General features: G+C 40.6%; 22 protein-coding genes, 1 tRNA gene and 1 pseudogene. 20 read left to right on the plus strand and 4 right to left on the minus strand.

Features of this window, described 5'->3' with window-relative positions; all coding sequences use genetic code 11:
- Positions 1-27: 27 nt before the first annotated feature.
- From sixA to HGD76_RS13800, 13 genes are all read left to right on the plus strand, one after another.
- Positions 28-522 carry a phosphohistidine phosphatase SixA gene (gene sixA, locus HGD76_RS13740; protein ID WP_168696121.1) on the plus strand — a complete coding sequence of 165 codons (495 nt, stop codon included), beginning with the start codon at positions 28-30 and terminating at the stop codon, positions 520-522.
- An 87-nt stretch (positions 523-609) separates the two neighbouring features.
- A complete protein-coding gene (locus HGD76_RS13745; RefSeq protein WP_168696122.1) occupies positions 610-1,746 on the plus strand; it encodes a citrate synthase in 1,137 nt (378 codons plus the stop codon).
- A 29-nt stretch (positions 1,747-1,775) separates the two neighbouring features.
- On the plus strand, positions 1,776-1,913 hold the full coding sequence (locus HGD76_RS13750) for a hypothetical protein (RefSeq protein ID WP_168653255.1): 138 nt from the start codon (positions 1,776-1,778) through the stop codon (positions 1,911-1,913).
- Between the two features lie 683 nt (positions 1,914-2,596).
- Positions 2,597-3,715: an NADH-quinone oxidoreductase subunit NuoH gene (nuoH, locus tag HGD76_RS13755; RefSeq protein WP_148760333.1), complete on the plus strand. Its 1,119-nt coding sequence runs from the start codon at positions 2,597-2,599 to the stop codon at positions 3,713-3,715.
- Between the two features lie 84 nt (positions 3,716-3,799).
- Complete coding sequence (gene ndhI / locus HGD76_RS13760; protein WP_168696123.1) at positions 3,800-4,381, plus strand: NAD(P)H-quinone oxidoreductase subunit I; 582 nt, start codon at positions 3,800-3,802, stop codon at positions 4,379-4,381.
- 98 nt (positions 4,382-4,479) lie between these two features.
- The gene (locus tag HGD76_RS13765; protein ID WP_015080281.1) at positions 4,480-5,091 is read left to right on the plus strand and encodes an NADH-quinone oxidoreductase subunit J; all 612 of its coding nucleotides are present in this window, start codon (positions 4,480-4,482) and stop codon (positions 5,089-5,091) included.
- 104 nt (positions 5,092-5,195) lie between these two features.
- The gene (nuoK, locus tag HGD76_RS13770; protein ID WP_148760331.1) at positions 5,196-5,501 is read left to right on the plus strand and encodes an NADH-quinone oxidoreductase subunit NuoK; all 306 of its coding nucleotides are present in this window, start codon (positions 5,196-5,198) and stop codon (positions 5,499-5,501) included.
- A gap of 6 nt (positions 5,502-5,507) precedes the next feature.
- Positions 5,508-6,428, plus strand: a complete 921-nt coding sequence (locus tag HGD76_RS13775; protein ID WP_148760329.1) for an NAD(+) kinase — start codon at positions 5,508-5,510, stop codon at positions 6,426-6,428.
- A 264-nt stretch (positions 6,429-6,692) separates the two neighbouring features.
- Positions 6,693-7,481 carry a GNAT family N-acetyltransferase gene (locus HGD76_RS13780; RefSeq protein ID WP_148760327.1) on the plus strand — a complete coding sequence of 263 codons (789 nt, stop codon included), beginning with the start codon at positions 6,693-6,695 and terminating at the stop codon, positions 7,479-7,481.
- Positions 7,482-7,714: 233 nt separating this feature from the next.
- The gene (gshA, locus tag HGD76_RS13785) at positions 7,715-8,854 is read left to right on the plus strand and encodes a glutamate--cysteine ligase (protein WP_168696124.1); all 1,140 of its coding nucleotides are present in this window, start codon (positions 7,715-7,717) and stop codon (positions 8,852-8,854) included.
- 213 nt (positions 8,855-9,067) lie between these two features.
- Positions 9,068-9,529 carry a tRNA (cytidine(34)-2'-O)-methyltransferase gene (locus HGD76_RS13790; protein ID WP_168696125.1) on the plus strand — a complete coding sequence of 154 codons (462 nt, stop codon included), beginning with the start codon at positions 9,068-9,070 and terminating at the stop codon, positions 9,527-9,529.
- A gap of 766 nt (positions 9,530-10,295) precedes the next feature.
- A complete protein-coding gene (locus HGD76_RS13795) occupies positions 10,296-12,638 on the plus strand; it encodes a peptidoglycan DD-metalloendopeptidase family protein (protein WP_148760323.1) in 2,343 nt (780 codons plus the stop codon).
- Positions 12,639-12,784: 146 nt separating this feature from the next.
- Positions 12,785-12,858 (plus strand) — tRNA-Met (locus HGD76_RS13800).
- An 84-nt stretch (positions 12,859-12,942) separates the two neighbouring features.
- Here HGD76_RS13800 and HGD76_RS13805 read toward each other — a convergent pair.
- A complete protein-coding gene (locus HGD76_RS13805) occupies positions 12,943-13,434 on the minus strand; it encodes a GNAT family N-acetyltransferase (protein WP_168696126.1) in 492 nt (163 codons plus the stop codon).
- 81 nt (positions 13,435-13,515) lie between these two features.
- Positions 13,516-14,235, minus strand: a complete 720-nt coding sequence (locus HGD76_RS13810) for a class I SAM-dependent methyltransferase (protein ID WP_168696127.1) — start codon at positions 14,233-14,235, stop codon at positions 13,516-13,518.
- A gap of 23 nt (positions 14,236-14,258) precedes the next feature.
- On the opposite strand from HGD76_RS13810, the gene HGD76_RS13815 reads away from it, so the two are divergent.
- Positions 14,259-14,432, plus strand: coding sequence for a hypothetical protein (locus HGD76_RS13815; RefSeq protein ID WP_168696128.1), 174 nt, complete (start codon positions 14,259-14,261; stop codon positions 14,430-14,432).
- Here HGD76_RS13815 and HGD76_RS13820 read toward each other — a convergent pair.
- Positions 14,353-16,020, minus strand: a complete 1,668-nt coding sequence (locus HGD76_RS13820) for a dipeptide ABC transporter ATP-binding protein (RefSeq protein ID WP_168696129.1) — start codon at positions 16,018-16,020, stop codon at positions 14,353-14,355. The genes HGD76_RS13815 and HGD76_RS13820 overlap by 80 nt on opposite strands.
- A gap of 361 nt (positions 16,021-16,381) precedes the next feature.
- Here HGD76_RS13820 and psaC point away from each other — a divergent pair, with 361 nt between their 5' ends.
- From psaC to HGD76_RS13840, 3 genes are all read left to right on the plus strand, one after another.
- Complete coding sequence (psaC, locus tag HGD76_RS13825; RefSeq protein WP_015080270.1) at positions 16,382-16,627, plus strand: photosystem I iron-sulfur center protein PsaC; 246 nt, start codon at positions 16,382-16,384, stop codon at positions 16,625-16,627.
- A gap of 256 nt (positions 16,628-16,883) precedes the next feature.
- The gene (gene glmS / locus HGD76_RS13835) at positions 16,884-18,761 is read left to right on the plus strand and encodes a glutamine--fructose-6-phosphate transaminase (isomerizing) (RefSeq protein ID WP_168696131.1); all 1,878 of its coding nucleotides are present in this window, start codon (positions 16,884-16,886) and stop codon (positions 18,759-18,761) included.
- Between the two features lie 182 nt (positions 18,762-18,943).
- Positions 18,944-19,543 (plus strand): thermonuclease family protein, encoded by a 600-nt coding sequence (locus HGD76_RS13840; protein ID WP_210967637.1) that lies wholly within the window; start codon positions 18,944-18,946, stop codon positions 19,541-19,543.
- A 102-nt stretch (positions 19,544-19,645) separates the two neighbouring features.
- On the opposite strand, the pseudogene HGD76_RS25415 reads toward HGD76_RS13840, so the two are convergent.
- Positions 19,646-20,208, minus strand: a pseudogene (locus HGD76_RS25415) (DEAD/DEAH box helicase family protein); the annotation flags it as partial.
- A 262-nt stretch (positions 20,209-20,470) separates the two neighbouring features.
- Here HGD76_RS25415 and HGD76_RS25420 point away from each other — a divergent pair.
- Genes HGD76_RS25420 through HGD76_RS24895 form a run of 3 tightly spaced genes read left to right on the plus strand, consistent with a single transcriptional unit; the run spans position 20,471 to position 22,615 of the window.
- The gene (locus HGD76_RS25420; protein WP_233466880.1) at positions 20,471-20,617 is read left to right on the plus strand and encodes a hypothetical protein; all 147 of its coding nucleotides are present in this window, start codon (positions 20,471-20,473) and stop codon (positions 20,615-20,617) included.
- Between the two features lie 3 nt (positions 20,618-20,620).
- A complete protein-coding gene (locus tag HGD76_RS25430; RefSeq protein WP_267904374.1) occupies positions 20,621-22,201 on the plus strand; it encodes a TnsB C-terminal domain-containing protein in 1,581 nt (526 codons plus the stop codon).
- Positions 22,202-22,204: 3 nt separating this feature from the next.
- Positions 22,205-22,615: a TniB family NTP-binding protein gene (locus HGD76_RS24895; protein WP_210967638.1), complete on the plus strand. Its 411-nt coding sequence runs from the start codon at positions 22,205-22,207 to the stop codon at positions 22,613-22,615.
- The last annotated feature ends 107 nt before the right edge of the window (positions 22,616-22,722 follow it).

Consider the following 22,722-nt stretch of genomic DNA (forward strand, 5'->3'; position numbering starts at 1 on the left):
ATAATATAAAAACACCCAACTAAAAACATGGAACTATACTTAATTCGTCATGGCATTGCCGAAGAACATCAACCTACACTAAAAGACAAAGAACGACAACTCACCCCAGAAGGACGACAAAAAACCGAGAAAGTCGCTCAAAAATTAGTAAAGCTAGAATTACATTTTGATCTAATTCTTACCAGTCCCCTAGTTCGCGCTTATCAAACAGCAGAAATACTCATTGCGGCTGGATTGAGTTCCCAGTTAGAAGCATCAGATCATCTTAGCTTTGATGGTAATATTCAAAATTGGTGGCAAGAATGGCTGAAACCTAGAAATTATCCCCAAAAAACCCGACTAGGATTAGTAGGCCATGAGCCTAACTTAAGCCATTGGGCAGAAATTCTGTTGTGGGGAGAAGCAAAAGAGAGCCTCATCCTCAAAAAAGCAGGTATGATGGGAATAAAACTACCAGATGATGGTTCAGCTTGGGGTCGTAGTCAAATGTTTTGGTTGACACCACCCAAGTACCTGCTGTAATAGTTGTTACATCTGCAACTTTTGTGGTGAAAATAGTCTCTGGTGAGTTAGCGTGAGCAGATATTTTACAAAGTAAATGGTGTTGCCATGACGGTATGCGAATACAAGCCTGGTTTAGAAGGTATTCCCGCAGCCCAGTCGAGTATTAGTTATGTAGACGGGCAGAAAGGAATTCTAGAATATCGTGGTATCAGGATTGAGGAATTAGCTGAAAAAAGTACATTCCTAGAAACTGCATATCTCTTAATTTGGGGTGAGTTACCAACAAAGGAAGAACTGAAAGAATTTGAGCATGAAGTTCTCTTCCACAGACGCATCAAATACCGCATTCGGGATATGATGAAATGCTTTCCTGAAAGTGGTCATCCGATGGATGCTCTTCAAGCTTCTGCTGCTGCTTTAGGTTTATTTTATTCTCGTCGGGATTTACATAATCCTGTCTACATTCGTACCGCGGCTGTTCGTTTAATAGCGACTATTCCCACGATGGTAGCAGCGTTCCAGTTAATGCGGGAAGGTAATGATCCAGTTAAGCCTAGAGATGATTTAGGCTATGCGGCTAACTTCCTGTATATGCTCAACGAGAAAGAGCCTGATCCTTTAGCCGCTAAAATCTTCGATATCTGCTTAATTCTTCATGTTGAGCATACAATGAATGCTTCTACTTTTAGTGCTAGGGTAACAGCTTCAACCTTAACTGATCCTTATGCAGTAGTTGCCAGTGCCGTAGGTACTTTAGGTGGACCATTGCATGGTGGAGCGAATGAAGAAGTAATTCAGATGTTAGAAGAAATCGGTTCTGTAGAAAATGTTGTCCCTTATGTGGATAATCTTCTGCAACGCAAAGCTAAAATTATGGGTTTTGGACATCGAGTTTACAAAGTCAAAGACCCCCGGGCTACAATCTTACAAGGCTTGGCAGAGCAGTTGTTTGAGAAGTTTGGCTATGATGAATACTATGAAATTGCCGTGGAAATGGAACGGGTAGTTTCGGAAAAACTGGGTGACAGAGGGATTTATCCTAATGTTGACTTTTATTCCGGTTTAGTGTATAGGAAAATGGGAATTCCTACAGACTTGTTTACACCAGTATTTGCGATCGCTCGTGTAGCAGGTTGGTTAGCACACTGGAAAGAACAACTAGTAGAAAACCGGATTTTCCGTCCTACCCAAATTTACAACGGTCGTCACGAAATCGCCTACACTCCCATTGACCAACGTTAACTAACAAATAAATTAACTCTAGATTTTGGATGTTCAATTCAAGTCCTCTAGTGGGCAGATTGATAACTGTCCTATCTACCATTGAGGCTTGTCGTCCAAAATCAAAACCCGCTAAAATTGGCAACTTGACAGCAGCAGCCAGTGTGGGAAAATCAGACAATTTGTAGACCATAGACAACCGTTACCAACTGGGAAGCGGCTAATTTGTCTTGTTTAACGACTTAATGGGGAAACTTTTGCCCATTTCCTCACCCACCAATCATCAATTCCCAATCCCAACCATAAGTAGAAGTTGTCTTGTGGAGTCTCATGGTGAAAACCATCCAAGGATATACTAGACTCATGAATTGGCAAATGTATTGAACTTCAATCGGTCATCATCTCAGCAGAGATTATTACTAAAGCTGAAGACAAAAGGTCAGTAACCCAGCCCTAAGGGGACTGGGCTTGCAAGAGTAATCAAGCAAGCCGTGCTGACCAGACCACCCTGAGCGTAGTCGAAGGGTAGCCGTTATTTGAGTCATGACACCCCGGAATGCGAAGCTAGTTCCCTGCTCTGTCGCTTGTGATTAAACAGTTCCAAGGTCACTGGAACAGTGTTGCAAGCTCAAGCAAGCTCTTATAACAGGTCGAAGCTAACATTACCCCAGAAATGGGAGTTGGTTTCCAGGTTCCAATCAAAAATCTGGTTTTAATTTCAATATCCACAGCGGTTAAAACCGCTCGTGTCGCTTCCCTCTCAGCCCTAAAGGGACTGAGTCTCCCGCTTACCGCGTGATCTTATGAAAATTAGAATAACTGATTTCATCCTTCACAGTTCATCAGCACGTTGACTTAAAGAGCAGCAAACATGAATCCAGGAATTGACCTCCAAGGAACTTTTATTCAATCTGTCAAGGATTTAGGCGTTCCCCCAGGAGCGGCCAAAGCCCTATGGATGCCATTACCAATGGTGTTGATGCTTATTGGGGCTACAGTAGGTGTCCTAGTTGCCACATGGCTAGAACGGAAAATTTCTGCGGCAGCACAGCAACGGATTGGGCCTGAATACCAGGGTCCTTTTGGATTGTTAGTGCCTGTAGCAGATGGTCTGAAGCTGGTATTTAAAGAAGATATCATCCCCGCCAAAGCAGATCCTTGGCTATTTACCATTGGTCCAATTATTGTCGTTTTACCAGTATTTCTGTCCTATTTAATTGTGCCATTTGGACAGAATATTATCATTGCTAACGTCGGCATGGGCGTATTCTTGTGGATTGCATTATCCAGTATTCAGCCCATTGGCTTATTAATGGCGGGTTATGCCTCCAATAATAAATATGCCTTGTTGGGAGGTTTACGGGCAGCAGCGCAGTCCATCAGTTATGAAATTCCCTTAGCATTGAGTGTACTAGCGATCGCTATGATGTCCAACAGTCTCAGCACCGTTGACATCGTGAATCAGCAATCTAACTTTGGCATTTTGGGCTGGAACATTTGGCGACAACCATTAGGTTTCGTGATCTTTTGGATAGCCGCCCTAGCAGAATGCGAGCGCCTACCCTTTGACTTACCAGAAGCAGAAGAAGAACTAGTTGCAGGGTATCAAACCGAATATTCAGGCATGAAATTCGCCCTCTTCTACCTCAGTTCCTACATTAACCTGGTACTTTCTGCCTTACTAGTAGCAATTTTGTACCTTGGTGGTTGGCATTGTCCTATACCCCTTGACATGATCACTGGTTGGTTAGGAGTCAGCGAAAGTGACCAAGCAATTCAGGTAGTCACAGCGGTTATAGGCATTACCATGACCGTAATCAAAGCCTACTTACTAGTATTTTTCGCCATCCTCATTCGTTGGACAGTACCAAGAGTAAGGATTGACCAATTGCTAGACTTAGGATGGAAATTCCTCTTACCAATAGGCTTGGTAAATCTCCTATTAACCGCCGCCTTCAAACTAGCCTTTCCCTTCGCCTTCGGTGGGTAAATATCAGCAGTCAGTGGTCAATGTCATTCATGATTGGCAACTGACTACTGACAACTGACAACTGACAAAGAGAGAGACACAAAAATGCTCAAATTCCTCAAACAAGTTGGTGATTACGCCAAAGAAGCAGTCCAAGCAGGTCGTTATATTGGTCAAGGATTAGCTGTTACTTTTGACCACATGAGACGGCGACCTGTTACCGTTCAATATCCCTACGAAAAATTGATTCCCGGTGAAAGATTTCGCGGTCGCATTCACTATGAGTTTGACAAGTGTATTGCTTGTGAAGTCTGTGTGCGTGTTTGTCCCATTAATCTCCCTGTAGTTGATTGGGAAATGGACAAAGGCACTAAAAAGAAAAAGCTCAAACACTACAGTATTGATTTTGGAGTTTGTATCTTCTGCGGTAACTGTGTGGAATATTGTCCCACCAACTGTTTATCCATGACAGAAGAATATGAACTAGCTACTTATGATCGCCATGAACTTAATTACGATAGCGTAGCCCTGGGACGTTTGCCCTATAAAGTTACAAACGATCCAATGGTGACACCATTACGAGAACTTGTTTACCTACCTAAAGGCGTAATGGACCCCCACGGAGTCCCCGCCGATGCCCCCCGTGCAGGTTCTCGTCCAGAAGACTTGGTAGAAAAAAATAATTAGTCATTAGTTATTAGTCATTCGTCATTAGGAAAGATAATTTACAACTGACAACTGACAACTAACAACTGACAACTGACAACTAACTAAGGACAAAAACAGTGAATCTAGCCGAAGGAGTACAGTCTGTATCACTTGGCATTCTTGGCGTAATGATGATTGGGACAGCACTAGGTGTGGTGCTATTCTCTAACATTGTTTATTCCGCCTTTTTGCTGGGAGGTGTATTCATCAGCATGGCGGGAATATACCTATTGCTAAATGGTGATTTTGTCGCATCAGCACAAATCCTAATTTATGTTGGTGCAATTAACGTTTTAATTCTGTTTGCCATTATGTTGGTAAACAAAAGACAGGATTTTTCACCATTACCTAGTGCGGGATTACGGAAAGTATTTACAGCTTTAGTGAGTTTTGGACTATTTGCGCTTTTAAGTACAATGGTATTAGCTACGCCTTGGGCTTATACAACTAATCCCGTAGTTAGTCAAAATTCCATCATTGTCATTGGTGAGCATTTCTTCAGCGACTTTTTGCTACCCTTTGAATTAGCTTCCGTTCTGTTGCTAATAGCAATGGTAGGAGCAATTATTTTGGCACGTCGGGAATATTTACCTGACCAAGTACCAACTTCTGACCTACAACAAACAATTTTAACCCTACCAGAACGCCCCAAAGAACTCATCGGCACTGGTAGAAGTTCTGACAACTGACAACCGTACGGGCGAAGCATTTGGAAGATAAATTATCGGTAGTTGCGAAAAATGCTTCTCCAAATGCTTCGCCCCTACCAACTAACAACTGACAACTGACAATCATGCAACTCCAATACTTTTTATTACTAGCCGCAGCTTTGTTTTGCATTGGGATTTATGGTCTAATTACCAGTCGCAACGCCGTGCGGGTACTGATGTCAATTGAGTTATTGCTGAATGCCGTTAATCTAAATTTAATGGCATTTTCCAACTTCCTTGATTCAAGCTTAATTAAAGGTCAAGTTTTCACAGTTTTTGTGATTACCGTGGCAGCCGCAGAAGCGGCAGTGGGTTTAGCGATTGTGCTGACGATTTATCGCAACCGCGATACCGTTGATATGGAGCAGTTTAATCTTCTGAAGTGGTAATAGTGCGTGCAACTCAAGCAGGTAATCATTGCTTATAAAGCACGAGATCCCCAGAGTAAAAGCTGGGCTGAACTTTGTGCTAAACAACTAGAAAATCGTCATTGCCAAGTATTGATGGGACCTAGTGGGCCAAAAGATAACCCCTATCCGGTTTTTTTGGCCTCTGCTAATCAACCAATTGATCTTGCTTTGGTACTTGGTGGTGATGGTACTGTCCTCACAAGTGCCAGACATTTAGCCCCAGCCGGCATCCCCATTCTCGGAGTGAATGTAGGCGGCCATTTGGGGTTTTTAACTGAGTCAGTAGATGAGTTTCAAGATCCAGAAATAGTTTGGGACAGGCTGTTAGAAGACCGTTATGCTATCCAACGGCGCATGATGTTACAAGCAGCGGTATATGAAGGGACTGGCTCAAATTTAGAACCAGTAACAGAAAGTTACTTGGCTTTAAATGAGTTTTGTGTCAAACCCGCTTCTGCTGACAGAATGATTACCTCCATTCTAGAAATGGAAATTGATGGTGAGATAGTAGATCAGTATGTGGGAGATGGGTTAATTATCTCTACTCCCACAGGTTCTACTGGTTATACTGTTTCTGCCAGTGGACCAATTATGCACGATGGGATGGAAGCAATTACCATCACTCCCATTTGTCCCATGAGTCTTTCTAGTCGTCCTCTGGTTTTACCCCCTGGTTCTGTGGTCAGTATTTGGCCTTTGGGCGATTATGATTTAAGTACCAAACTCTGGATGGATGGTGTGTTATCTACTTCCATTTGGCCAGGACATCGTGTTGATGTCAGAATGGCTGATTGTCGCGCTAAGTTTATTGTATTACGGGCAAATAATTCATATTATCAAACACTGCGGGAAAAATTACTTTGGGCTGGTACAAGGGTTCGCTACAACAATAATCACCGCAGTTGATTTTTATGTTTATTTTCTAAATATTATCCCGGTAAGTCCGTCATAGTAAATTCAACTTCGCCCCCAATTTTAAGATATTTGGGGGTTTTTAATATCTATTCTTACTGACAATTGAAAGTATGAACTGGGTGATTTTGTATCTTATCACCAGATTTTTTGAGCAGTTAAGTTCATAATGAAAAGAATGTAATCACTAGAATAACCAGATATCCGACTTCTTTGAGAAGTCGGGGATCTATATCTTAGCCATATTTAGGAAAATAGATGGAACTTTCTTATCGCTACAATCATTATCAACTCCATCCTCCTGATTTTCCCATTTTGCAAACTGATAAATATATCCTGCGTCTAGCTGCAAATCCTCAAGAACTAGAATCTATTTTTCAATTGCGATTTGAAGTATTTAATTTAGAACTCGGTTTAGGATTATCTAATTCTAATATTGCCCAAATGGATCAAGATAAATTTGATCAAGTTTGTCATCATTTATTACTCATTGCTAAAAATACGGGTGAAACGATTGGTACTTATAGAATGCAAACTTATACAATGGCTGCTCAATATCTAGGATTTGATGCGGCTGATATATTTGATCTTCATGGTATTCCTGATGCTGTTCTTCAATCTTCTGTTGAGGTGGGACGTGCTTGTATAGCTAAGAAGTACCGCAATAGTCATACTCTATTATTACTGTGGAAAGGATTAGCTAATTATTTACTTTGGACTAAACAACAATATTTTTTTGGCTGTGCATCTTTACTTACACAATCTCATCGAGAAGCAGCTTGTACTTTTAATTATTTAAAACAAAATAATTTTATCCATCCTCATATTTTAGTATGTCCTCATGCAAAATACTTGATAGAAATTCCGCAAAGTTATCCAGAAAAGTCTAATATATCAATTCCTAATATTTTTCAGGCATATCTAAATATTGGGGCTAAAGTATGCAGTTTACCAGCTATTGATCAGCAATTTAAAACTATTGACTTTTTAGTTATTTCTAATATTGCTGATTTTACTAGATGGCATTATGGCATGAGATTGAAATAATGACACTGTTTTTTTCGGGCTACGCATCTTTTAAAAACATCTTTTTTTTAACTGAAGCTCTAAACTGGTGAAAATGAGTGTTTCTTATCTGTTCCCTATTCCCTATTCCCTGTTCCCTTTTTTGTAATTCTGATGACTTTTTCCTTACCTAAATTCATATATACATAAAAAATGCAAAAAATCGTCTAATTAGATACAATTTATGAACATTAGAAGAAGTTTTGGAGAATAATATGGTCTTATTAAAAGGCTTTGAGATTGAGATGTACACTGGTACGCCTCAAGGTGATATTGTCGGACTATCGGATCAAATTACTACAAATTTAGATGGATTTATGCGTGAGCCGGATAGCCGGAATGTGGAGTATATAACTCAACCATCTATGAATTATGACAATTTATTGTGCGCTTTACTACGTCCTAGAAAAGAGTTGCGGAACTATCTCCAAAGCTTAGATAATTATACTTTGATCCCGGGTAGTACATTATCTTTGCAAGGAAGCGATCTCTTTTTGCGTTCTGACCCCACCAATCCCTATCATGATTACATTGAACAAACCTATGGCACAAAGGTAGTTACTGCCAGCGTCCATATCAATGTTGGTATCAGTGACCCAGAGGTATTAATGCGTGCCTGTCGGATTATGAGAATGGAAGCACCTCTATTCCTAGCTATGAGTGCCTCATCTCCTTTCCTAAATAGTAAAACTACTGGTTATCATTCCACCCGCTGGGGACTATTTCCCCAAACTCCCCATCATGTCCCCTTATTTGCTAATCATGCGGATCATATTCAATGGGTAAATGAACAGTTAGCGTCTGGGACAATGCAAAATGTCCGACATTTGTGGGTATCAGTGCGTCCAAATGGCGATCGCCGTCCTTATGATTTAAATCGCTTAGAACTGCGAATTTGTGACTTGGTAACAGATCCCATTGCTTTGTTAGCAATGACAGCTTTATTAGAAGCGCGGTTAATCCAAATTATCAATAACCCAGCTATTGATCCTTTAACTCAAAGTCCGTTTTCTCCCGAAGAATTGATCACCTTAACCATGAAAAACGAAATGGCTACTGCTACTGACAGTCTTGATGCAAGATTGCAGCGATGGCAAGATGGTAGGAGTATTCTTGCCAGAGATTGGATAGCAGAAATATATGATGAAGTTTGGAGTATTGCCAAACAACAGGGCTTTAGTTGTTTCCTCTCCCCCTTGCAAAAAATTCTCCGAGAAGGTAATGAAGCTCAACAATGGTTACAACTACACAAAATAGGCGTTGATATTCAGCGTGTAATTGCCCAAGCCATTATTTCTACCCAAGAACGGGAAACCGAACTAGAAAGTAAACTATGTTCATCTGTGCGGGAATAGACACCAGACAAGAGGGAATAGGCAAGAGGGAATAGGCAAAGATACATATTCTCCTCACTCAGATTCTTATTTCCTCTCGCTGAAATGATTAAAAAAAATAATCAATGGAAAATACTTCGTAACATATTAAAAAAAACTATATATCGCCTCTACATTTTGGTAGATTTTTAGACAGCAAGAAATTCCCTAATATACAATTTAGATTTGCAAAAGATGCCCCAGATAGTTTTAGTGAACCCACAAATTCCTCCGAATACTGGCAATATTGCCCGGACTTGTGCCGCTACAGGCACGGAATTACATTTGGTCGGTCCTTTGGGATTTGAAATTAGCGATCGCTATCTGAAACGAGCCGGGTTAGATTATTGGCCTTACGTTAAATTCCATTATCATGACTCCATAGAATTATTTCAAAGCGTACAAAAACAACGTGGGGGTAGATGCTTAGGTTTTAGTGTTCGTGGTGATTTTAACTACATTAATTTTGAATTTCAAGCGGATGATTGGCTGCTTTTTGGCAGTGAAACAGCAGGTTTACCAGCAGCTACTCTCTCAACTTGTGACTCTACCTTATATATTCCCATGTATGAACCTGGTGTTCGTAGCCTGAATTTATCAGTCAGTGTGGCCATAGGTTTATTTGAATGTCGTCGTCAGTTAGGCTATTTACAATAATTCATATTCACCAACAAAAATTTAGGATTAAGTGTGATAGAAACATATCTATCAGATCAATCACACCAAAACTTGCTATAATAATGTTGTATAACATACATAAGCAAAAGGTGAATAGTGATAAATACTGATAAGCTCCGCTAACATGACATAAGAAATTTGTATAGATATTTTCAGGGTGATCTAACCACCAAGGATAGAATTTAGTTAATTCTTTAGATGATGACTCGAAACAGGAAAATTACCGAAAACCATTACTCTCAATGATTTGGATAACTTTGTATCCAGAAATACAACAAAATAATGCGAAAATTGCAGATGTTGTATACGGTTGTTTTTTAGGGAAGAATAAAAGTAAAGTGTCCTATTGATAAAACGGATTTAGTCAAAAAATCTTGAAAACGTCTACAGCGGGATCATTGCTATTGCAGAAGTTATCCAAGCTCATGAACTAATAGAGACAATAGACCTAGCCAAGTTATGATATTTGTTTAGTTCAGTGGTTTTGCAGCAAAATGAGTGGAGATAACTCTCAAGAGTGAGAATTTTTAGGTTGTGAGGAGTGACTTAGACAAGACAGCACCAAAAACTTGAAAGTTTAGTCAGGTGTAGAACTTGTTTAAATCAGAGAAGCACGTTAATCTTGCGTAAGTGTCTCTGGTGAATGTGATCTTGATATATGGTTTGATGTGAGATCAATCATGAATTAATATCCAACTTAAAAATCGAGATCAGTTAAACGCTAGTGATCATTAGGAGGTCGTCTTTGAAACGAGCATTGAAAAAAAGAGATAAGGCTGTGTTGAACAATACCCCCAGCGGCGATGATGCCCAGGTAGAGCAAACAAATTATGAGATCAATCCCAACATGACCCGCCGGGCGCGGACTCATCGGGCAGCTATGATTGGCTTGGCAATATCAATGGGAGCAACCAGCCTTTTGGTGACTCGACAAAGCGATCAAGCCCAAGCAGCGGCTCCTGTTGGCAGTCAAAAAGCAGCTTCAACAATGCCGGTTGTTTCCGAGACTGAGATGAAATTTGCCACCTCCAAACTGGAGTCCCCAAGCATCTCACCAACAGGCGCGGTAGCAAATCCCGTTATATTGGAACCAACAGTGGTTTCACAAGTACCTGGGCTTGAAGCTAAATGGCAAATTGCCACCAAAAACATAGCCGTCGAAGGCACTGCATCCAATGTAATTTCCCCAGCCAATCCCGCTGATAGAAATTCTGTTCAATTAGGGCAGGAAGTGAGCTATCGTCCAGTTCAAGCGACATTACCCATAAATAACCAACTGCCTGAGACAGCGCCACAGTTGTCTAAAGTGGAAGCGGTAACTGGCAGTACCCAAAATTTGCCAGCAGGGGAGTTAGCCAACGGTAATGTTAATGCTCAACTGAAAGCACAGCAAGAGTTTGCCCTGAATCGCTTACAGGAAAAGTCAACTCGGTTAAGAAATAGTTTGGCAGATTTGCGGTCTGAACAAACCCAAGATTTATTAAAAACTGGGATTAAGGAAGCACAACCAACCACTGTAGCTAATAAATCCGTACTAGAACAATCGGAAAATTTGACTGATTCTCAACAATCCGAGCTTATTTCTCGGTTGAAACCGAATAAACAAACAAGTCCGACGATACAGGAAATACCCATACCTGCATCAGCCTCAACAAAAGTTGTCGCACAATTGTCTCCCTCAACATATCAAGTTAAGCCTGGAGACACCTTAGCGGAAATTGCTAACAATTACGGTACTTCAGTTTCTGAGCTAGTTAGAGCTAATGATCTAAGTGATCCTAATCAACTGCAAATTAATCAAAGGTTAATTATTCCTCCGAACAAGATATTAGAAACCTCTGGCCGGGTAGATAATTCTTCTTTAAATAATCCTAGTTTTAACCCCAGATCATTTGTTGCTAACAATACCAGCGTTCCCGTTCCTCCACCAAGAGTAATAGAGCCGCTAGAACAGACGGAAACTCCTGGTGTGACTATCCCAGTCCCAGTGGTGACAGGTGAGCAAGAACGGAAAAATTATCCTAGTATCGCTAACCGGATTAATGTTCCTGCACCAATAGAGACAGACAGCCAAGGACAGACTGCTATTTCTATTGTTGTCCCACAGGCTTTACCTACACCCAGTGACTCTTATGGCTTAGGTGGTGATACTCCATTACCAAGAGCTTCTTACCAAAAGCATGGGTCACAAAAACCCGTGCAAAAGGTATCTAAAGCCAAAGGTAATGAACGTATCCGCAGCTTGCAAGCAGAAATTGAGAGATTGCGATATAAATACCGCGCTCAACAAGCTGGTGTGGCTGTTACAGGATCTGAAAATAATAGTCAGTCTGTACCTATTGCTATTGAATCATCCAATAATTCGGTAGTGTCTCAAGCCAATGCCATCCAGATTGCTGTACCTCAAGCAATATTGCCAAGTTATAGTCATCAACCGCTCAAGACTCTAGTAACAGCATCTGCTCCCACCAATGAGGCGATTAACCCAGAATTCCTGCCCGGTAAAACTGGTGCGAGATGGAATTCTCCCCGCAATTCATCTGGTATTAAGTTGACAGTGCCTCCTGCTCGTGCTAATGCGTCTGACTCTTTAGGAAAATTGCGAGGAACTTCTGTTTCTCCAGCTTTACCACCTATAGCAGCAGTGGATATACACTTGCCTCAAACCACTGAAGACAATCCCAGTTTCCCCTCTAATTCTGCCGCTACAGGCTACATTTGGCCAGCTAAGGGAGTTCTGACCTCTGGCTATGGCTGGCGCTGGGGAAGAATGCACAGAGGGATTGATATTGCCAACTCAACAGGCACACCCATTTATGCTGCATCTGCTGGTACAGTCGAGAAGGCTGGCTGGAATAGCGGTGGTTACGGTAACGTTGTGGATATCCGCCATGAGGATGGTAGTTTAACTCGCTATGGACACAATAGCCGGATTTTGGTGCAACCTGGTCAACGAGTGCAACAAGGTCAGACAATTGCGGCTATGGGTAGCACTGGTTTTAGCACTGGTCCTCACACTCATTTTGAAGTTCATCCATCTGGCAAGGGTGCTGTTAACCCTATCGCTTTCTTACCAAATCGGATTTAATTGCAGATAATCTGGAATTAAGTGATTCTCTGGTTAATGGAGGGAGGTAAACTCCCTCTTTTTATTTTTGGGGCAAAAATTTGGAAATTGATAGTTGTCAGATGCAAATTTCTATGCTATCTTAATATAAGTTGATAAAACAACGTGGCTCAGTAGCTCAGTTGGTTAGAGTACGGGACTCATAAGCCTGGGGTCGTCAGTTCAAATCTGACCTGAGCCATTAAAAACAATTTGATATACAAGAGTTTCAGCCTTCAGTCATTTATATCACTGAGGCTGAACATTTGTTTGAAGGCTTTCCTGACTACATTACCCGCAAACCTAAAATTATCAAATCTCGTTCCACTCCGTCCAAATCAGCAATTTTCGGTAAATTCCCCCAGGCTTGAAAACCGAACCAGGCAAATAATTTTAAACTGGGTTGATTATGAGCGAAAATAAAACTAACTAACGTCTTTAAACCTAAATTAGGACTTTCTTGAATGGCTTTTTCTAAAAGTTGTTTTCCCAAACCACGTCCTTGAAAATCTGGGGAAATATAAATACTAATTTCCGCGGTAGAATAATAGGCTGGTCTACCGTAGAATGATTGGAAACTCAACCATCCAGCAATTACACCCTCTGTTTCCACTACCCATAGGGGACGTTGTGAGGGGACTCGTCCTTGAAACCAAGCTAAACGACTTTCCACAGACACAGGTTCTAAGTCAGCGGTAGCCATGCGACTAGGAACAGCAGCGTTGTAAATGGCGACAATGGCGGGTAAATCAGATTCTAGGGCATGGCGGATCATCATTGCGGCTATTTGGGCAAAATTCTTGATAAAATCTTTCCAAATAATACAGCGTTAAGAGGCTATTTATTCGATAGTTTTATCTTAAAACCGAACTTTGTACAACTCGAATAATTCTCCTAATTGTCTTTTGACTATTTTAGCACCCCCAGCTTTAATGGTTTTTTCCCATTCTGTAACAGTTTCTAGAAATACCTCTGCACCCAAATAGGTTTCTAGTACAGCCCAATCTTCAGCTAAAGGCTGTTCTGAATTAAGAATATCAAATACAAAATGTCCCCCTGGTTTCAATACTCGTTTGACTTCCACCAAGACAGCTTGCCAATATTCTAGAGGAAAATAGCAACTAAATCCTGTAGCAATGACTAAATCAAATTGACTTTGATCATAGTTTAAATGGTGAGCCGGTCCTAATTCTACACCTTTGAATAATTTTGAGTTTAACTGTGAACCACGGGAGTTAAGACCATCTCTTGCTATATTACTAATTTCTTGCCCATAAAAGAATGCTTGCCAATCTCTCCAAGGATAGATTAAAAAACTGACACCGCAACCAATATCTAAACAATGTTCGTTTTTTTGAGGTTGAGCAATTTCCCAAAATGGTGAAACTATTCTCTCACTTAATCTGCCATTAATCCATTCTCGAAATATTGGCATTGCTTCTACTTCGTCGGGAACTGCAAATTTCTGATTTTGATATTGGTGATTAAAGCGATATGCTATTTGTCCTATTCTCTCTTGCCATTTATCTGAGGAATAGCTATTTCTTTTATAAGAATTAGAAGGCAAATTTTTAGACATTAATTATTTTTGTCAGTTGTCAGTTGTCAGTAGGGGCGAAGCATTTGGAAGATAAATTATCAGTCATTGCCAAAAATAGTTCTCCAAATGCTTCGCCCGTACAGTTGTTAGTTGTTATTAAGCTTTTGCTAATAAAGGTGCAGCAGCTAAGAGGGTTTGGGTGTAGGGATGTTGAGGATGAGCAAAAATTTGCTTAGTCTGTCCTAATTCAACTATTTTACCACCATTCATTACGGCAATGCGATCGCACAAAAACCGCGCTAACCACAAATCATGGGTAATGAACAAATAGGTTAATTTAAATTCATCTTTTAGTTGTAACATCAAATCGAGAACTTGTGTTTGCACACTGGCATCTAACATACTCACTGGTTCATCACATATTACCAGTTTTGGCTTAGTAATTAAAGCCCTGGCTATAGCTACCCGTTGTTGTTGTCCTCCAGATAAATCGGCGGGATAACGGTGATAATAGAGTTCTGCTGGGGTTAAACCCACTTTTTCCAACATCCATAAAACCTGTTCTTTAGCTTTTACAACAATATCCATATTATGAATTAATAAAGGATCTGCTATACTTTGTCCTACCGTCATCGCTGGATTTAAACAAGCATGAGGATCTTGAAATATCATTTGGATTTGTCTCCGAGAAGAACGGATTTTTTGCCGAGATAAACTGGTTAATTCCTGGCCTAAAAATTCGACTTTTCCCGATGTCGGACTAATTAATTGTAAGATAGTTCTCGAAAGTGTACTTTTCCCACAACCAGACTCTCCCACTAATCCTAAAATTTCCCCAGCATACAATTCTAAATTAATCCCATCTACAGCTTTAACCGTTTGTCCTTCTCCTTTAAATATCCGTTCAATAAAATTCGGTTCTATGGTATAATGTTGCTTGAGTTCTGTAATTTTTAAAATGGGATTTGCCTTTTCTGTTCCCTGTTCTCTTTTCCCTGCGATGCACTGAGCTTGTCGAAGTGTTCCCTCTTCCTTTTGAATATGTAAAGCGGCTTTTAATAAAGATTGAGTATATTCATGTTGTGGATGAGCAAATACAGTTTCCGTTTTTCCCATTTCCACCATTTTACCCTGATACATTACCCCAATGCGATCGCAATATTCCCCCACCATTGCTAAATCATGGGAAATTAATAATAATCCCATATTTTCCTCTGCACACAATCGCGTTAGTTCTTGGAGAATCTGAGCAGAAACAGTCACATCTAAACTAGTCGTTGGTTCATCAGCCACAATTAACTTAGGACTTAAAAGTAAAGCTAAAGCAATAGCTACCCGTTGACGCATTCCCCCGCTAAACTCATGGGGGTACTGACTCCAACGACTAGCGGGAATTTTCACCTTTGCCAAAGTCGCTAAAGCCTTTTCCTTCGCTTGCTGTTTCGATAATTCCGGTAAATGGGCTTGTAGAGTTTCAATACAGTGATTCCCAATTGTCATCAATGGATCAAGGCGCGTCATGGGGTCTTGAAAAATCAAAGCTACCTCTTCACCTCGAAACTTTTGCATCTTAATTGGTGTTAAATCTAATACAGGTTTTCCTTGAAAATTTACTATTCCTTCAACGCGACTAGAGGCAGGCAATAAACGCATTATCGCTTTTCCAATAGTGGATTTACCACAACCGGACTCTCCCACCAATCCCATTCTTTCGCCAGGCTTGAGAATAAAAGATACACCATCAATCGCCCAGCTTTCTACCTCTCCACTCCGTCGCGGATAAGCCACACGGAGATTTTTAACACTCAATAAAGCTTCACTCATAATTAATTATTTTATAACCTTTAATATTGTTGGGGATTCATCATAACTCGACCAGGATTAATCAATCTATAGATTATAGATAATGGGTATGATAGATAACCTCTAAAAAACGACTGTTAATTTACATATCTTTACAATTCGCCATCTGGGGAAGAGAGTGAGTTGGGTAAACACTTGATGGCGATGTTCCTGATTACAGCTAGATAACAGCGATCTTAGTAGATAAATTATCTAAAGTGTCTATTACATTGTTTAAAGTTATGTAGCCTTTTGCTTACAAGCTATCAAGCCCTGGGGTAAACTATGCCTTGATTATGATTCTTTCACTCCAGAAGAACACCCGCAAGGAGCAGTTTTTTAAATGTCTCATACCGTTAAAATCTACGACACCTGCATTGGCTGTACACAATGCGTCCGCGCTTGCCCTACGGACGTGCTAGAAATGGTTCCTTGGGATGGCTGTAAAGCTGCTCAAGTGGCTGCTTCTCCCCGCACCGAAGACTGTGTAGGTTGTAAGCGTTGTGAAACTGCTTGCCCCACCGATTTCTTGAGTATTCGCGTTTATCTAGGCGCTGAAACAACTCGCAGCATGGGCTTGGCTTACTAAGAATTTCATTTCTAAATTCTTGGTACTTTAGTGCTGAGGAGTGAGAATGGGAGAAAAATCAAGATTCTTCCCTCATTCCTCAGCATTTTTTGTCAGTTGGTAGGGGCGAAGCATTTGGAAAAGCATGTCTCGCAACTACCGATAATTTATCTTCCAAATGCTTCGCCCGTACAGTTGTCAGTTGTCAATGACCAATCACCAATTCCAGCAACTATACTTAAAATTTAATCATCCTGAAACCGGAGTGGTTTAAGCAATGTGTGGAATAGTTGGATATATAGGCACTCAGCCAGCGACAGATATTTTACTGGCTGGACTAGAAAAATTAGAATATAGAGGTTACGATTCAGCCGGAATTGCCACTATTTTGGCAGGTGACGTGCATTGTGTCCGAGCTAAAGGCAAATTACTCAACCTGCGTTCTAAACTGGAACAAATCGAAAATCCTGCCCAAATAGGGATTGGTCACACGCGCTGGGCAACTCATGGTAAACCAGAAGAGTACAATGCCCATCCTCATCTAGATACGGCATTGCGGATAGCAGTGGTACAAAATGGGATAATTGAGAATTATCGAGAATTGCGGGAACAATTAAAAGCATTAGGACATGAATTCCGTTCAGAAACAGATACAGAAGTAATTCCCCATTTGATTGCTGAGTGTTTAAAGCATTCTCCTGAAAATCCTCTTTCCCCTTCAGTATTTTTAGACGCGGTGCAGGAAGCTGTCAGTAAATTAGAGGGGGCTTATGCTATTGCGGCTATTTCTGCTGACTACCCCGATGAGTTGATTGTAGTTCGCCAACAAGCGCCTTTAGTCATTGGTTTTGGCCAAGGTGAGTTTTTCTGTGCTTCCGATACGCCGGCGATTGCCCCCTATACCCGCGCTGTATTGTCCCTAGAAAATGGCGAAATTGCTCGTTTGACTCCTTTAGGCGTGGAGGTCTATAACTTTGCTGGAAATCGCTTAAAAAAGCATCCCCGCACTTTGAACTGGAATCCCATTATGGTGGAAAAACAGGGATTCAAACATTTTATGCTCAAGGAAATCTATGAACAACCGGGAGTAGTGCGGGATTGTTTGGAGGCTTATTTCCCTGCTAGTTCGGAAACACCTGTAAATTTAGGTTTACCGGCAGATTTTTATGCAGATTTAGAACAAATTCAAATTGTCGCTTGTGGTACAAGTTGGCACGCTGCATTAGTAGGTAAATACTTATTAGAACAATTGGCAGGAATTCCTACTCAGGTACAATATGCTTCGGAATTTCGGTATGCACCATCACCGCTAACGCCTCATACTTTGACTATTGGCGTAACTCAATCTGGAGAAACTGCTGATACTTTGGCAGCTTTGTCTATGGAAAAAGACCGCCGACAAGGGAAGGAAGCTAAGTATCAAGTACGACTTTTGGGGATTACTAATCGTCCAGAAAGTAGTTTAGGTAATATGGTGGCGAATATTATCAATACTCATGGGGGAATTGAAATTGGTGTGGCGGCAACGAAAACTTTTGTGGCACAATTAATGGCGTTTTATGCTTTGGCTTTAGATTTAGCTTATCGTCGTCAGGAAATTAGTGATTCGAGATTTGAGGAAATTCTTACAGGTTTACGTCAGTTACCAGGGGAAATTGAAGCGATTTTAGAAACGCAAGAACGTTATATTGAACATTTAGTACATGATTTTTCAGAAACCAAAGATTTTATCTTTATTGGTAGGGGAATTAATTTTCCCATTGCGTTAGAAGGGGCTTTAAAATTAAAGGAAATTAGTTATATTCATGCGGAAGGATATCCAGCAGGGGAAATGAAACATGGACCAATTGCGTTGTTAGATGCGAAAGTTCCTGTAGTTGCGATCGCTGTTCCTGGTAGTGTATATGAAAAGGTAATTTCTAACGCTCAAGAAGCAAAAGCCAGAGATTCCCGGTTAATTGGGATAACTTCTGTTAAAGATGGGGAAGCAGCGGAGATTTTTAATGATTTAATTCCGGTTTCTGAAGTTGAGGAAATTCTGTCTCCAATTCTCACGGTTATTCCGTTGCAATTGTTAGCTTATCATATTGCGGCGCGGCGGGGTTTGGATGTAGATCAACCCAGGAATTTGGCGAAATCGGTAACAGTTGAATAAATTCTAAGTAGGTCGGCGTTAAAAATTATCGTTGTGGAAAGGCAAGAGGCAAGAGGCACTCATGCAAGAGTGAAGAGGTTTTTGGAGATTTTACTTTTCTTTACACAATTTGGTTTTATTATGTTGACCTACTTAGCGCAATTTTACACAAGAACAGGCTAAATTGTCTTTGGAGATGTCTAATGAATAAATTAGTGAAACAAGGATTAGTTTGGCTAGGTGCAGCTATGATTGCAGTTAGCTTAATAGCGTGTGATAGTTTGTTTCCTCCTCAAGGTGATCTAGTTGAACGGGTAAGTGATGGTGATACATTAATATTGAAAAGTGCTGATGGTAAAAAGTTTACGGTGCGGTTTGCTTGTATTGATGCTCCAGAAATAGCGCATTCTCAGACAGAAAAGAAGAGTAAAATTACTCAAGATGTCAATCAGTTTGTTTGGGGTATGAAAGCGAAAACACGGATAGAGGAACTGATTAAACAAACAGATAATCGTGTAAAGTTAAATATGACAGATAGCGATCGCTATGGGAGAAAAGTTGCTGAAGTTCGTTCAAAAGATGGTACGTTTTTACAGGAAGTCTTGTTAAAAGAAGGATTAGCTAAAGTATATCGTCCCTATTTAAGCAAATGTCCTAGTAGGGATATTATTCAACAAGCCGAAGCACAAGCGCAAAAACAAAGGATTGGTATTTGGAGTGATCGAAAATTTATTGATCCTTGGGATTATCGGAAAGCAAATAATTCACATAGAATGAAGAGAACCACTGATCTCAAATATTAAGCTGCTTTGTTCTGAGAATACAAATATTGTTGAAACTCGATAAATACTTCGCTGATATTAGCAACGCTTCCTAATTGTGTCACAGCATCTCTAACAGTATGAATAACCCTTTTCTGATAAACCTGCTAATAGGGCTTTACGAGTATCTGGACGACTCCAAATAGTTCTTAATTCGGCTTCATTTTTGAATAATTCAGGAATTTCCCCAAAAAGACGTTCTATAAATTCTTCCGCGCTCATGGGTTTACCGTCTTGACTCCAAAAGCTCGTAGATATCTGATGTTGAATAGTTGGTTGATTTCTGTCATGAATAATTGCACCCGGTAGCGTTCCCGTTCCTGAATTTCAATAATGCGGTTAAAGTCGCTTTCAGTGTAGGTTTTTTCTGCATCTATTGCACCTTCGATGACATCATCATCAAGGCTGTAAGTATATTCATCTAGGGTAGTTTCGATTTGTCTGACTTTGAAGGGAGTTAAAAACCCGTCGTTAATGCCGTCTTTGAGGGCGTAGATATAAACTGGATCACCAAAATAAGCGTAGGTATCGGCGTTGTGTTCGCGCTTGGGGGTGGCTGTGAGTCCCAGTTGTACGGCGGGTGAGAAGTATTCTAATATGCCTCGCCAGGTGCTTTCGTCTTTTGCTCCTCCTCGATGGCATTTGTCGCTTGCCAGATTAAATGACCACCTGACAAATTAATGTCCACAAAAATATTAACCCCTAAACCCTTGCTATGTAAGGGTTTTGTTATTTTAGCCTATATTGAGCCTCTTCAACATCAATTGACAAAATAACTGTCCGAGTTTAAAAACTTGACAAATTAGTTGTCCCATATTAAAAATAATGCTTTTTCCAACCTTGACTTTACTTGACAAATTAATTGTCCTCCGATAGAGTATAATTCAACTATGTTTGTAATAAACATATATGCTAGAAATACAAAATGATAAACCCAATGAGGATGAAGTAGAAGATAGCGAGATTATCACTCAACTATCCGCAGGTGATAAAGAACTATTGGAACTAATCCAGAAATTACTCGAACCATGCGATACCTTCGGTAAGCTTCGCTAACGCATCACTTACGGAGAAAGACAAAGGGAGGTAGCAGCAAAACTGGGTAAATCAGTCCGAACAGTCCGCAGACTGGTTAAAAAATGGGAAGAACAAGGTTTAGCCGGACTGCAAACCACTCAACGGGCTGACAAAGGTAAACACCGCATAGATTCTCAGTGGCAAAAATTCATCATCAATACCTATAAAGAAGGTAATAAGGGTGGCAAGCGAATTACTCCCCAACAGGTTGCCATTAGAGTACAGGCAAAAGCAGCAGAATCGGGTGATGAGAATTATCCCAGTTATAGAACCGTTTATCGAGTTCTACAACCGATTATTGAGGAACAAGAGCAAAAAGCGAGTGTTAGAAATCGTGGTTGGCGCGGTTCTCGATTATCACTAAAAACCCGTGACGGACTAGATTTATCTGTAGAATACAGCAATCATATCTGGCAGTGTGACCATACTCGTGCTGATATTTTACTGGTGGATCAACATGGTGAACTTTTAGCTCGTCCTTGGCTGACAACAGTTATAGATACTTACTCCCGTTGCATCATCGGCATTAATTTAGGTTTTGATGCACCAAGTTCTCATGTTGTGGCTTTGGCTCTGCGTCATGCCATATTACCTAAAAAATATGGATCAGAATACGGACTACATGAGGAATGGGGAACTTATGGCAAACCAGAACACTTTTTCACTGATGGGGGTAAAGATTTTCGCTCTAACCATTTGCAACAGATTGGTGTGCAGTTAGGATTTGCTTGCCATCTCCGAGATTCCTACGGAGCGCTTCGCTATCGCCCCAGTGAAGGCGGTATTGTCGAACGTCCTTTTGGGACTTTAAATACTGATTTATTTTCTACCTTACCAGGATACACAGGCTCAAATGTGCAGGAACGTCCAGAGGAAGCGGAGAAAGAAGCCTGTTTAACTTTACGAGAATTAGAACGTCTATTGGTAAGGTATCTCGTAGACAAATATAACCAAAGTATTGATGCTCGTTTAGGAGATCAAACCCGTTATCAAAGGTGGGAAGCTGGGTTAATTGTTGCCCCCAATTTAATCTCAGAAGAAGATTTGCGTATTTGTTTGATGAAGAAAATTCGACGCTCGATTTACAGGGGTGGATATCTGCAATTTGAAAATCTCACATATCGGGGTGAAAACTTGGCTGGTTACGCTGGGGAAAGCGTGGTGTTGCGATTTGAACCCAAAGACATTACAACTATCTTGGTTTATCGTCAAACAGGTTCTCAAGAAGAATTTTTAGCTCGTGCTTATGCTCAAGATTTGGAGACGGAACAATTGTCTCTTGATGAGGCTAAAGCCATGAGTCGCAGGATTCGCCAAGCAGGTAAAGAGATTAGCAATCGTTCGATTTTAGCTGAAGTAAGAGACAGAGAAACTTTTGTTAAGCAAAAGAAAACCAAAAAGGAACGCCAAAAAGAAGAACAAGCTGTAGTTCAAAAGGCTAAAAAACCTGTGCCTGTTGAACCGCTAGAAGAAATAGAAGTGGCATCTGTGGAAACTGCCTCAGAACCGGATATGCCAGAGGTTTTTGATTATGAACAAATGCGCGAAGATTACGGGTGGTAAATCATGACTTCACAACAAGCCGAAAGTGTTGCTCAAGAATTAGGTGATATTCTCCCCAATGATGAGAAATTACAAGCAGAAATTCACCGATTGAATCGGAAGAGTTTTATTCCCTTGAAACAGGTGAAAATGCTCCATGATTGGTTAGATGGTAAGCGACAATCACGGCAGTCGGCTATTCGGACTTTAAAGAAGGGATTATCAAAGATTGATTTGGAAACTCTGAAGGAAGTAACGGCGGAGTTTGACACTCTCAGGGCTAAAGCCGCTGAGATTCTTGGTTCAACGAGTCCACTTAACTTAAACCCCTTGCGGTATCTAAGCCAGAGGTGGTTCTCTCCCCAAGCGTTAACTTTCCCCCTGCCCGGAGGTAGTTGCATTATTGCATATTGCATTATTGCAAATTTTACTTGAGTTTAAATTCTGTGTCGCCTAGCTCCCATGAAGATTTTACCTATTCCTGGGTAGGAACTAGAACTATGGAATAGAACCCCATATCTTCAGTTGTCAAGGTACAGATT

Origin of the sequence: Dolichospermum flos-aquae CCAP 1403/13F, from assembly GCF_012516395.1 — a bacterium.
Classification (GTDB): Bacteria; Cyanobacteriota; Cyanobacteriia; order Cyanobacteriales; family Nostocaceae; genus Dolichospermum; species Dolichospermum lemmermannii.